Genomic DNA, 12,499 nt, shown 5'->3' with positions numbered 1-12,499 from the left:
CACCGCGGCCGTTGTCGGCCACGATGACCCTCAGTATGCCGTTGCCCCGGGTGAAGCGCACCGACGCCTGGGTGGCCCCCGAGTGCTTCCGGATACTGGCCCCCTCAGCGCAGGAACTGGCCGACAAGTACAGCAAGGTGAAGGAGGAACTGGCGGCAGTCACGGAGAAGCTCACGCAAGAACAGGCCGTCAGCACCGCGCTGCGGAAGATCGTTGCCGAGCTCGATCTTGAACTGATGCAAGCCCAGGAGAAACTGGAGCAGTCCGGGAACGTCACCCGGCTTCCCTCCCCGCGTCGACGAGTAACGCGCAGATAGAGACTGGAATAATGCGGGGCTCCGGATTTCGTTCTCGTGGCGATACGCTCGAGCGAGGCTGCGAAAGGTGTAGATGGATGGCCATACACCTCCCGGAGAGCGCCAACGATGCTAAGGGCAGTGCCGCGCACGGTACTCGCCCGGAACGACCCCTTGCAGCCAGGCCGTCCAAGGGGTTCCCTCTTCACCGAGTATCTACTGGTCGCCCGTGTTCAGGAGCAGATCCGGTCCGGGAGTCCGCCAGGCATCCCACGGCGTTCGTCCGGAGTGAGGTCACGGCCTACGACGTGGCACAGGTGGCGTTTCCAGAGGTCAGGATCGAGGCGGATCAGGTCCCCCCTGCCGTCGATGACCCGGACCAACGCCTTGCCGTCCCTGCTCGAGGCGACGAAGTGCTGGTCTTCCGCGAAGTCGTAAGAGTCGAAGTGGCTGGGGTCGTCCGCCCGCTGGAAACGCACCGAGTTTTCGTTGGCCACGAAGAACTCGGTCCCGTGCCCGGTGAAGCCGAGTTGGAACCCATCCCCCCAGGACACGTCGTTCGCTCCTAGTGGCCCTATCGGACCCACCACTCTGTGGGCTTTTCGCCCCGGCTGCACCGACCACAGCTCCAGCATGGAGCCCTTCGTCTTCGCGGCCGCATATCGCCCGCTGCTGTCGAGGAACGCACGGTCGTTGTCCGGCGCGAGGCTGACGCTCAGCGCCTTGTCCTCTTTGCCTGTGCGCAGATCGACGGCGTGCAGTGTCGGGTAACCCCGGACCATGATCTGTACGTAGCCCGGCTCGGGGCGCCTGTTCACCGCGAAGCCGGAGTCGAGCGGCTTTTCCTCCGAGGTGTACAGCGGTGGGTTCTCCTTGGCGAGCCCGAGGTCACGCGCGTCCACAGGTTCTGAGAGCTGTCGGCCCTCCCTGGTGTTCCATCGCTCGATCCGGCTGCCAGACTGTGTGATCAGTTCGTTTTCTCTCGCAAAGAAGAGCGACAGCGGTTCCGGCTTCCCGTCCTTACTGACAGGGGGCATGAGCGTGGTGATCTCCGCAACCTCGCGTAGGGACGGAAGACTCCGGATAAGGATCTTGTTGCGTCCCACCACGTCGGCTACCAGAGTCTCGGCGTCGTTCACCGCCAGCACGCTGCTGGGACTGGGGTCGTCAGGCGCATCCGTCGTGGGCCGCTTCACCTCGGTCGTCACCTTGTCGGTCACCACGTCGTAGAGCACGAGCCTTTCAGCGGTGAGGCCGGAGAAGCCCCTGGTCCGGGTCACTTGGGCCACCTGGATACGACCTTCGTCGATCAGCTTCGGGTGGCTGGCGACCATGTTGTACTCGCTGCCGCTGATCGGTTGCAGGGACAGTCCCGTCACCGTTGTCTCGTCCCAGGTGGTGACTACGGGATGGGCTGAATCCCCGAGAAGCCGGTTGCCGAAGTTGGCCGGCTTCGACCCCATAGCCTTCGTCTCCTTCCCGCCTTGTCGAGTGTCACCGAGCTCCCAGTCGCTGCCGTACACCGCGAAACGCTGCCCCGACTCGTTCATAGAGACGCCGTCGCAGCTGTACGAATCGCTGCGGTAACGGTTCAGCACCCGTCCGTCACCTACGCGCACGAAACGGTAAACAGCGTTCTTGCTGAAGCCGTCTTCGTCAGGCTCCATCCGGCACCAGGCCAGCACTCCACCGTCGCCCGAGAGACTGGCCGCGGGGGCGCTGTAGAAGTCGGGGGCGGGGCTGAAGGTTCCCATGCCGGTCGCGAGCTCGCGGATCCTGCCGGTACCGGTGTTCACGGCCACGTACGCGTATTTGTCGGCTTTGGGCTGCTGGGCCACTAGCGTGTCGCCGTCGGGTCCGAACCACACGGCCTCGAATTCGGGCAGCCGCGAGGGAAGTCCCTCATGCCGTCCTGTTTCCAGATCCCACAGCCGCAGCCGCCCGTCGGCTGCGACCGTGACTACTCGCCGGGCGTCCGGGGAGAAGTCCGCGGTGTGGACCTGATCGCTGCTGTGCCCCTGTTCGTCAGCCCTGTCCCTGAACTCGCCGTTGCGGATCGCGTGTGCTGGCCCCAGCAGTTCCGCCGTACTGTCCGCCTCCGGATCGAGGTCGTGCCATACCAGGGCGCCTGCTCCCGATGTATAGGCGATCCGCCGTCCGTCCCTGCTGACCATGGGGCGGAAGGCCATCTCATTGAGACGAAGCCGCGTACTCGTGATGCTCTTCCCGGCTCTGCGGACGAATAGTGACGCACGCCCGAGCTGGGTCGTCACCAGTGTCACTGTGCCGTCGGTGCTCATCGCCGTATCGACGATCTTCCCCTCGGTGCCGCTGAGCACCCAGTCGGCCCGCTTGAACCGGTCGTATCCGCGCAGCATGGCGTTGCGGGCCTCCTGCGTCGGCGCGATCTCGTACGCCGCCGTGGCGACGAGTGCGGCTTGTCCAGGGTCGCTCCTGTCTAACTGGCCTGCGAGGACGGACATCGCCCGGGAGCGTGCCTCCGCGTCGCGCCGTTCGCTGACCTGTCCCTGGTAGACGAGGAACGTACTGAGCCCGGCGATCACCGCGAGTACCACGGCGGTCGCGACCCACCCGGCGCGCAGCCGGTTGCGTCGCGCGCGGTGGCGCTGCCGTGTGAGTTCGAGGAAGTTCCGTTCTTCTGGGTTGAGTTCGTTCTCCCGGTCTTTCACGTGTCTTTCCAGCCCGGCGAGTTGGAGCCGCCCGGGTAACAGCCCTGGTGCTTCGTCCCCGTCGGCCCACCGCTCACGCTCATGGGCGAGTTCCCATCGTGCCGCCAGGAACTCACTGTCGGATCGCACCTGCTCCTGGAGGGCCGGCCATTCGGTGACCAGTGCTTCATGGGCCAGTTCGACGGACTCCGGTTCTCCCTGTGCTCCGTGGACGACGAGCAGCCGGCGCTCGGAGCTGGCGAGCCGGATCGCGATGTCCCATCGCTTGTTGCCCGCCTCCTGCCGGGTGAGCCTGCGGCGCAGCGGATGAGGGCTGCCGGGCAGCATCCGGACGAGCCCGGTGAGCAGCCGGCTCGCCTCGCCGTCCTTCTGTTTCTCTTCGTCTGTGACGCAGTCGTTCCAGGCCTGCGTGGCATGACCTGCCAACGCGCCGGAGACACCGCCGGCCTCTTCGTATGTCGCCGTCCGGAGCCGGCCGCCCTCCTTGCCCTTCCATAGCTTCTCCAGGACGAAGCCGAGGAGCGGCAGTGTCCCCGCTTCGCTGCCGGCATCGTCCAGGATCCGTTCGACGAGCCCTGGTTCGTAGCTCACGGCGACACCCGGGAGGTCATTCAGCGGCTTGGTGATCACATCCGTGAGCTGCTCGCGGGACATCGGCGTCAGCGGTTGAGTGTCTCCGCGCTGCAGCGCGCGACCGAGGCTCGGGTGTCTGAGGGCGGCGTCGATGAAATCGGCCCGGAGTGTGACCAGGACGCTGGGCGCGCCGACCGGCCGGTTCTCCGGGAAGAGCACATTGACCACCTGGGCGACGTCGGTGTCCTTGCTGGCGAGCAGTGCCTCGGCCTGGTCGAGTACGACGAGGAGCTTGCCGCCCGGCTTCCCACGCAGGCGATGGAGGGTGTCCACGAGCCCCAGCTCCGTGAGCCACTGCTGTACTTCGCCTGCGTTCCGCGCCCCGTGCCGCCCAGTACCGTATGCCTCGTACAGCTCGGTGGCGAGCGCGGCCAGCGGCGAGGAGATGGTCCCGGCGTCCACCACCAGGACGTCGTACCTCTTCTCACGCATCTTGGGCACCACACCGGCCAGCGCGAGCGACGACTTGCCCGAGCCCGACGGCCCGAACACGGTGACGCTCGGACGCCCGCCCAGCAGGGCCTTGGTCACCTTCGCCTTGTCGAGCTCTCGGCCGAAGTAGACCTCGACGTCGCGCTCTTGAAAGGCCGTCAGGCTCCGGAAGGGCGACGGTGGTTCCACGATCTTCTCAAGTTCGGGGAGGAGCCTCAGCACCGTGCTCGCACGGATCACGAACGTCTGCTGGGCGTCGCTGCCCCGCTGGGTCACCGCGACGAGGCCCACGACCGCGCGGCCGTGGGAATCCCAGACAGGGCTGCCGCTGAAGCCCTTCTCAATGTAGGGCCTGGTCTCATCGGTTCGAGAGAGCTGTCGCCAGCCCTCCCCTGTCGGCCCGCCGAGAACTCCCCAGTACCAGGATCCACCCGGCCGTCGTCCCGTGAATCCGACGATGCCGACTCTCTTGTCCCAGGCGGTCGCGGGCTCGGCCAGGGCCAGCGGACGGCCGCCCGGAATGGCGCCCCGTACGCGCAGGACCGCGACGTCCCCGGTGCGGTCATCCTTTTCCTCGACGCAGTGCTCGACCTCGGCGGTCCAAGACCGCCCCGCCAGGTCCGCGTCCAGCGGCATGTCCAGTGTGACCGTGGTCCCCGCCGCCACCTTCGCCGTGCCGTGTTCCTCCCCCGAGGCCAATGCCACCACATGGGCGCAGGTCAGCACCACGTCCGGTGCCAGGAGGAAGCCCGCGCCCACGGGCTCGCCGTCCTGTCCCTTGATCCGGACGACCGACGACACCAGCGCCTCGTCAGGCTCCTGCGGCTCCCCCGTCACATGGCCTCCGTTTCACCACGACCCAACGATCCCCACCGCTCAACTTCTCACGAGTTATTGACCGTTGTCTCAGGATCGTTGCTCCTGTTCCATGTGAGGGTCACAGAAAAGTTCGCCGCAGTGGCGGTGCTCGCGATGACCACATCGGCCTCGGCCGACAGCGACACCCCGAACTCCAGAGTGATCTCATCAGGCGCGTTGGCCAGTCCCCGGAACCGTCCTACGAAGCTCTCAGCGACGGGCCGTACGGTGTCCAGCATCTCGCCGAACGATCTCTGGGCCCGCGCCACGGAACGGCCACCGCGACCCACCCGCACCAAAGATTCGTCCACTTCGCGAATCTGCACCCGTATTGTCTCTTCGTCACCGTCACGGAGGGGCACCTCAACGGTGTGGACAGGGCGTTCACTCACTGCGTCCTCCAGCACTCAGAAGCTGGAGAGCTTAACGAATCCCGCGCACGGTTCGCCGGTGGAGATCGCTGTGGCAGCTTCGCGGTGCGTTCGGGGTAGGCAGCGATGATGTACCGCATCGCCGTCTGGGCGCTGATGCCGAACAGGCGTATCAGGTGCAGTGGGTCGTCGACTTTGAATGCCTCATTGCGGATCGGTCCTGACGCAGCATCGCCATCGTGAGTGCGGTGAGCCCGAAGACCGTACTGAACGTGTTTCCACCGATCGCCGAGTGGGTGGTGTTCACCGCAGTCCATCGGTTGATCAGCAGATGCCGGGGGGGAAGAGAGAGGTGGGGCCGACGATCCGACAACATCGATCCCGACAACTGACTTGCCTAAGGAACGGCCAGGAAGTGCCACGTGTTGCCCGCGTACGCCGAGTCGGGGTGGCGCAGGCCGAGGAGGATCCGGCCGTGGTCGTCCTCCAGGTAGAGGTGGACACCGACGATGTGGAGTTCGGTACCCTCCGGTGCCTCGCTGCGCAGCAGCCGGGCTGTGGCCGGCGGGATGTTGGCGGGGGGATGCTCGGCTGCGTGCCGCCGGATCAGGTCACCGAGACCGGGGCTCAGATGCAGCCTCTCCAGCGTGTCCGGGGTGAACCACCGCAGCAGTACGCCCTCTTGCAGGACCACCGTGTCCGGATCACCGTTCCAGGGGCCCTCGAAGACCTGGATCGGAACAGCGAGACCGTCGACGCTCGTCGCCTCCTCCAGGGCGTACTGCGTCAGGCCCTTTACCTTCAGGCCGGGGACTTCTTCGGTGAGCTCCCACCGCAGGGTCGCCTCCAGGCTTACGTCCTGCCTCGTGTGGCCGCCCACTGAGGAGAGCGAACGCGCCAGGGACCCAGTTCTGTTGGGGTTCCATCGGTGTGGTGGGCTGTTGCACAGGTCGGTCCGGGGGCTGAAGTGCACAGGTACTCCTGCCGTGTCGTGCACGTTGTGCTTGTCGTTGTCATTGCAGCTACGAGCGAAGAGAGAGTGTGCGTGCAAGCGTTCAAAGTCCATATGCCATCGGGCGATTACTACTGGACTGTCCTGGATCACAGGCTGCGGGTCGTGCCCGTCGCCGATCAGTTTCTGAGAAACATTCGTTTCGGTCAGGACCGTGCCGAGTCGACGACGGAGTCGTACGCCAGGTCCATCGTTCTGTTCCTTCGGCGCAGGACGAGATCAGCGTGTCCGGCATCGCCCGGCGAGCAGGCGTCGACCGCACCTTCCTCTACCGGCACCGTGACCTCCTCGATATGATCCACACGCAGGCGGCGGAGCCGCGTCCTCCCAGCCGGGAGACAGTGAGCCGCCCCTCGCTGATGGCCGACCTCGCCAACGCGTAGGATCGGAACACCCGCTTTGCGGAGGAGAACCGTCTTCTGCGGGCACGGCTGTCCGCCGCTCTGGGCGAAGAAATCTGGCATGAGGCGGGCCTGGGCGGCCTTTGCCACCGACAGAGACCAACTGCAACAGCGCATCACCGAGTTGGAACAGGAGACAGTCGAACTACGCCGACAGCTCGAAGAGTGCCAAGAAGACCTTGATGCGGCCAGATCCGTTATCCGCGAATACATGAGTCGACTCAATGACCCCTCCTCGACTTCTAGGTGAGCATCACCTTGATCCGCATCGCGAGGAGGCACCTCAATCGGCTTCCTTCAGTCCAAGCGGGTAGGCGTTCTGGGCGCCTTGCAGCTCGCCGACCCTTAGACCTCGGCGGCTTCCCCATTCGGAGACGTTCCTGGGTCGATACGCTGGATCGTCCCGCCACCGCTCAAACACGCTGGTGTCTATAACTTCGGTCGTCTCCTGTGTAGGCGCCATCGCTGTGATGGTTTCGTCGCTTCCAATGCCCCGCCAGTGTCGTTTGCTCCGCGACAGCGTTCGGTAAGTGCCGCCAAGGAAGGAGCTGAAGCTGTCGTGCACAGGCCCCAGATGTTCGTCACCGTGTAGTGAGACCTGCTCTTTGAATTCCAGTCCGCAGGAAGCAGCATTCCTCTGCATCCATGCGAGGGAGAGTAGCGCCAACGTATCGTTCTTGTGGCCGCCCCCGACGTTGCAATGGTCGCCGGGGAACCACCGCTGCTCGACAGTAGACACGTCTGCGGCGTTGCCAGCAACGTGAGGAAATAGGAGCTCGTGCCGGTAGGCGAAGCGGTGCTCATCTACAGCGAGCGCCTGGTAGATCCGCCGAGTTGCGGAACCGGGGTGTACGGCGTGGAAAAGGTTCTGGCTACGGCTGAGTCCCCGGATCGACCCCAGAGGAATGTCGTGGTAGCGAACCGTTTCCCACAGGCCCAGGAAGTCGATTTGAACCTTCTGCGAGTGACGTTTCAAGTCCGCGTCGCGGTTGATTGGCCACTGTTCTGCGGGCCCGTTCGGGTTCGAGATCATTTTGGACGCAGGGGCAATTGTGCGGTAGCGCTCGAAGGCCTCTTGCACGGTTAATGGAGTTCCGGGACGCAATAGGCCGCAGCGTTCAATGAGCCCTGCTAGCGAGCGGGCAATGTAGGCGCCTCTACTGAACCCGAAGATGAATATTTGGTCGCCAGGAGAGTGGTTCTCCATGATCCACGAATAGCAATTGCGTACACTACCGTTGATCCCTTTACCGAAAGCGCCGCGTAGGCGATCACTGACGTCTCGCCCGATCCCCCGGTGATAGAAGGTTAGTTGCGTCGTCTCGGTTTCATGGAGTGAGGTAAGGAGATTCATTCGCCAAATATTCGTATTGTTATGAGGAATGTTCCATGTGCCGTCGATGTAGACCGCTAGACGCTTCATCGAGCCTCCGAATAGTGTAAGTAGTAGAAAGGTTTTCCTGCGTCTGCCGATACAGCCGTGCGGTGAATGGTACTGGTGATCTTTGATCGAGGCCCTCTGAAGAGGGAAGCGTCGCACTTCCCAGCGATCCGACCGACGGCATCGCGCGGCGGGTCGCCGATGGCGCAACTCGTCTGAGTGACGTCACTTGCACCACACGTGTTGCGGTCTCTACGGTGAGGTCAACTACCTTTTGATCTGCGAAGACGATGACAATCTGGACCAGTCGCACGCAGGACCCCACAGAAGCCAAGGTGCCTTCACGCTGGTCCCGCAGGTGGAGCAGGTATCTGCCATGACCGTTGTGGATCAGAGCGGAGGCGTTGACGGGCTCCGGCCGCCCGTCGAGACCCTGGTCGCGGGCGTCCAGGAGCTTGGCGCGCAAGGTCGGGGACCTGACATCGGCGAACTCGAGCCACCGGGCGCCGGCAACCTCCTCGTACTGCAACGCGAGCTGGGGGCGCTGCTCGGGCACGAGGTAGAAGGCGAAGCGGAAATCGAAGTGCTGGTGCGCGCCTTCGCCCTTGGAAGGGTTGGCGTCGATGTCGTGCACGTCGATGTCGATCGGAGCGCCGAAGAACTGCGGAGTCAGACACAGGTCGCCCGGCCGGAGGTCGGTCTCCCCGCACACTCCCCGCAGCGCCGCGGCCAGGAGCGTCCGGTCCCCCTCGACATGGCCGCCTGGATCGAGTAGCAGCCCTGTGGCCTTGTATCCGATGTGCAGAACGCGCTGGTCCCGGTCGATGACCGCCGCGCTGCACGTGACATGACCGGAGAGCGTGGCACGGTCAGCCGGGACGTCGGCAGCGTCCAGGAGGGACAGCAGGCCGGGGAGGGACTCCCGCTCGTGCGGATGCCGGGCCAGGTACGCCTCAGCGGTCGCGCGGATGTGGGAACGGGGGAGCGGCACGTCATCACCTCGGGACGGCGGAAAGGAGCGGGGGCGTCCGCGGCCGTAAGGGCGCCGCTTCGGCAGGGCACGCTGAGGCGGCGCCGGGGCCGCTCATGCGGAGGTCTCGCGCTTCTCGCCATCCGGCTCGGACGTGATCTGGAAGGACAGCAACTGGTTGAAAAAGCCCGGCTGTTGGGAGTGCTGGGCGTAGGTGTCCTCCTGGACGATCCTGCCTTCGTCGAGGATCACGATGCGGTCGGCGATGGCGACGTTGGTGATGCGGTGGGTCACCAGCAGCACCGCCCGGTCCCGGGCGAGAGTCCGCAGCCGCTGGAAGATACGAAACTCGGCGCGGGGATCCAGGTTCGCCGTCGGCTCGTCGAGGACCAGCAGACCAGCCTGGCGGAAGAACGCCCTCGCCAGAGCGATCCGCTGCCACTGGCCGCCGCTGGGCTCCTCCCCGTTGAGCCACTCGCAGGCCAATAGGGTGTCCAAGCCGGATCCGAGCTTGTCGACGACTTCGTCGGCGTCGGCCGCCTCACCCGCCTCGCGGACCGCCGCGTCATCGGGCGCAGTGGGCTGTCCCTGGGTCACGTTCTCACGCACGGTCAGCGGCCAATACGCGTAGTCCTGGCAAGGTGAGGAAACGTCGGACAGCGCATCGCGATCCTTGCCGGCGTAACGGTGGGTGACCGACTTGACCTCGATCGCCTCCGGCGGCTCAGGACGGTGCGGACCCCGGCGCATACGGAAGCCGCCCGCCTTGTCGAGGAAGCCGCTCCAGTCGTGCACCCGGCTCCGGCAGATGACCGAGGCGCTCGATGTGGACGGGCGGGTGATCGAGCGGGAGACTGGGAGACCAGGCTGTCAGGCACTGGGCGCTGGGCACGAACAGTGGCTGGGGCAAGGCGTGCAGGGGCCAGAACCGCCAGGCGCCGATGACTTCCTCCCGCTGCCGCGGCGTGCCGGACCAGGCAGTGACGAGAACGGGCACCGTCAACCGGACGACGTCCCCCACCCGGTCCAGAAGAGTGCCCAGCACCCGCACGTCGCCCGGATCCGCCAACAGGCCCGCCTCCTCGTAGAGTTCGCGAACCGCCGCTTCGGCGAAGACCTCGCTCGGCTCGACGGAACCGCCGACCAGCTCCCAAGTTCCACTCCGGTGACGCCCGAGCAGGACCCCCTCAGCACCACGGACGATCACGCCGACCCCGAGCGCAGCGTTCGGCGGAGGAAGCGCAGGAGTGCGAGGGCGGCTCGGTACCCGCTCCGGGCGGCGCGCCTCGTACAGCCGGTACGAGACCGCGTTGTCCCTTTGTGGGGTGTCGATCGCCGTGACCGACTCCAGGATGAAGCCGTGCTCACTGAGCAGGTTCTCCCACAGCGCTTCCGTGAGCACCCACATGTGCACGGTGTGGTCCTCGGTGGTGCCGGGCAGCCGCAGGACCTCGGGCCGGGCGGCCACCTCGCTGGAGGGGCCGACACCGCGCGAGTTGGTGTGCAGGGCGGAGAAGATCAGCCGCCCGCCGGGCCTTACGCCGTTGGCCAGAGCGGGCAGAAGCCGGCGCGGGTCGGTGAAGGGCACACCACTGACTGAATAGACCAGATCGTACGGGTCGGCGTCGCGCAGGTGGTCCGCCGCGTCGGAGCACTCCAGGCGCAGACCATGTGCGGCCGGGTAGCGGGTGGCGGCGCGCTCGTGCTGGGTGGGGGAGGAATCCACGGCGGTGACCTGAGCGCCGAGGGCTGCCATGCGGGCAGCGTGCCGGCCGAGGCCGCTGCCGAGGTCGAGCACGCGCAGCCCCGCCACCTCGCCGAAGACCTCGACGCCGGGGCCGGCGTCGGGGATATCCCAGGACCAGTGGTTCAGCTCGGGCAGTTCACGTGCTCGTGCTCTGGCGATCTGGTGGGCGCCATACACGGTCCAGACGCCCTGGTTCTCTGCCTCGATATCCGGCATGAGGTGCTCTCCAGCAGTAGAGGGGTGGTCAGGGGCGTAGCAGCGTAGGACGTCGAGATCGGCAGTGCGGACGGTGGACCTCCGGTCGTGAGTAGCTCGGCGTCCGCAGGGGTTATCCCGAGCCTCCGGAAGGCCGTTCGGTGGTCGCACGGCGGCGAGATTCGCTGCCGCGGCCGCGGCCAGCTGCGGATCGTATTCGATGCTGGTGACCCGGCCCGGACCAGCCTGCGCAGCGAGGAGCCTGGCGTTGCGGCCGGTTGCGGTGCCCAGTTCCAGCGTGATGTGGCCGGGCTCCAGTATCAGCGAGTCGAGCATGTCAGCGACGACATCTTCGCAGGAGAGACTCGAACTGGGCAGGCCTCCGGTGACCTGGGTGATGGCGGCCGTGGAGGGACCGGCGTAGACAAGCTCCGCCCATCCCTCGGGATCTGTCGCCCGCTCGACGGGCACGTACGCGTGACCGTCCCAGGTCCACAGTTGATCCGGCGCGAACAGATGCCGCGGGTAAGCCTGTGCGGCACGGCGGACCCACGGGGAGTCCGCCGGCCACAGCCCCCTGTCATCCATGGCGCGCACCAGTCGGGCCTGGAGTTCGGAGAGGTGATCCATCAGATCCTACTTCCGGCGCTGTCCGGAGGCGGGCGGCGGCTTCTCCACCTTCCCTGTCCGCGTTCCGCGGCGGGGGTGTACCTTCGCTGAGCGGCCTACCCGGCTTGCTGTGGTCGCCCATGAGCGATCCTCTCCTTGTGCCGTACGATCCCGCGACATGCTGGTGCACGGACGCCCTGGACTGCCAGGGAACCGCGCTCTGTGTCCGAAATCTGTCGCGCTATGTCCTGCGCCGACGGGCGGTCACATGCTCGTCCCCGCTGCGTCAAGTTTCTTGACGGTGGTCCGGGCTGGAACGCATCGTGGCACTTTCCACGGATTCCACACACTGGAAGAGGGCTTGCTGTGTCCTTCTCCTGGCACTACCTCGTCCGCTCCGACGGTTCATTCACTCGTTCTTCGAACGTTGACGGTTCACTCGACTCCGTTACTGACGGAGAACTCGCCCGCATCCGTGCCTACGGCGACGAGGAGGAGCGACAGCCGCTCTCGCCCCGCTCGCGCTGTACGGGGGCGCTCATAGTGGGCTGGCGCGGCGGCCCACTGTTCAAAGCGGTGTGGATGGAGCGCTGCCCCGTCTGCGACGCCCACCGTCCCGCCGCCCGTGCCTTCCTTCAGTGGCACCACGACCGGAGTGCAGCTCGGAGAGGCAGCCACAGCTCTTCTCGCACTGGGAGACGGAAGACCATGCAGGCCATGGGCTGGGTTCGGATCACCAGGACGAGACGCCACCGGGCCTCTCGTCCCACGAGAACATCCAGGCAGGGAGACGGTGCTGAACCGACCCCTGGCGGCATGTCAGCCCGCACCAGCACCTGCCCTGGTGGGGGAGCAGGATCGCTGACGCGTGAGACAGGCCGGTGAGCCGAGGGTTCCGTGCTCT

Annotated in this window: 7 protein-coding genes and 2 pseudogenes; 2 read left to right on the top strand and 7 right to left on the bottom strand. The window is 65.8% G+C overall.

Going from position 1 to position 12,499, the window contains the following annotated elements; all coding sequences use genetic code 11:
• Positions 1 to 317, top strand: a pseudogene (locus tag AB0M67_RS28645) (hypothetical protein); the annotation flags it as partial.
• Positions 318 to 529: 212 nt separating this feature from the next.
• Here AB0M67_RS28645 and AB0M67_RS28640 read toward each other — a convergent pair.
• From AB0M67_RS28640 to AB0M67_RS28630, 3 genes are all read right to left on the bottom strand, one after another.
• Positions 530 to 4,888 (bottom strand): trypsin-like peptidase domain-containing protein, encoded by a 4,359-nt coding sequence (locus AB0M67_RS28640; protein ID WP_365750046.1) that lies wholly within the window; start codon positions 4,886 to 4,888, stop codon positions 530 to 532.
• 47 nt (positions 4,889 to 4,935) lie between these two features.
• Positions 4,936 to 5,301, bottom strand: a complete 366-nt coding sequence (locus tag AB0M67_RS28635) for a CU044_2847 family protein (protein ID WP_365750061.1) — start codon at positions 5,299 to 5,301, stop codon at positions 4,936 to 4,938.
• Between the two features lie 376 nt (positions 5,302 to 5,677).
• Positions 5,678 to 6,160: a hypothetical protein gene (locus tag AB0M67_RS28630; protein WP_365750044.1), complete on the bottom strand. Its 483-nt coding sequence runs from the start codon at positions 6,158 to 6,160 to the stop codon at positions 5,678 to 5,680.
• 356 nt (positions 6,161 to 6,516) lie between these two features.
• On the opposite strand from AB0M67_RS28630, the gene AB0M67_RS28625 reads away from it, so the two are divergent.
• Complete coding sequence (locus tag AB0M67_RS28625; protein WP_365750042.1) at positions 6,517 to 6,675, top strand: hypothetical protein; 159 nt, start codon at positions 6,517 to 6,519, stop codon at positions 6,673 to 6,675.
• A gap of 301 nt (positions 6,676 to 6,976) precedes the next feature.
• Here the strand turns inward: AB0M67_RS28625 and AB0M67_RS28620 are convergent, their stop codons facing one another.
• The 4 genes and pseudogenes from AB0M67_RS28620 to AB0M67_RS28605 all read right to left on the bottom strand — a co-directional run bounded on the left by AB0M67_RS28620 (position 6,977) and on the right by AB0M67_RS28605 (position 11,574).
• Entirely contained in the window at positions 6,977 to 8,116 is a 1,140-nt protein-coding gene (locus AB0M67_RS28620) for a DUF2235 domain-containing protein (protein WP_365750040.1), read from the bottom strand.
• Positions 8,067 to 9,065: an NUDIX domain-containing protein gene (locus tag AB0M67_RS28615; RefSeq protein ID WP_365750038.1), complete on the bottom strand. Its 999-nt coding sequence runs from the start codon at positions 9,063 to 9,065 to the stop codon at positions 8,067 to 8,069. Before AB0M67_RS28615 ends, AB0M67_RS28620 begins: the two co-directional genes overlap by 50 nt.
• A 93-nt stretch (positions 9,066 to 9,158) precedes the next feature.
• A pseudogene (locus tag AB0M67_RS28610) lies at positions 9,159 to 9,839 on the bottom strand (ABC transporter ATP-binding protein); the annotation flags it as partial.
• Entirely contained in the window at positions 9,769 to 11,574 is a 1,806-nt protein-coding gene (locus AB0M67_RS28605) for a methyltransferase domain-containing protein (RefSeq protein WP_365750059.1), read from the bottom strand. The gene AB0M67_RS28605 and the pseudogene AB0M67_RS28610, both read right to left, overlap by 71 nt.
• Between the last annotated feature and the right edge of the window lie 925 nt (positions 11,575 to 12,499).

It is taken from the genome of Streptomyces sp. NPDC051662 (genome assembly GCF_040681655.1).
Lineage (GTDB): Bacteria > Actinomycetota > Actinomycetes > Streptomycetales > Streptomycetaceae > Streptomyces.
The sequence above is the reverse complement of the archived record's forward strand: the minus strand, read 5'-3'. Positions and strand labels throughout refer to the sequence as shown.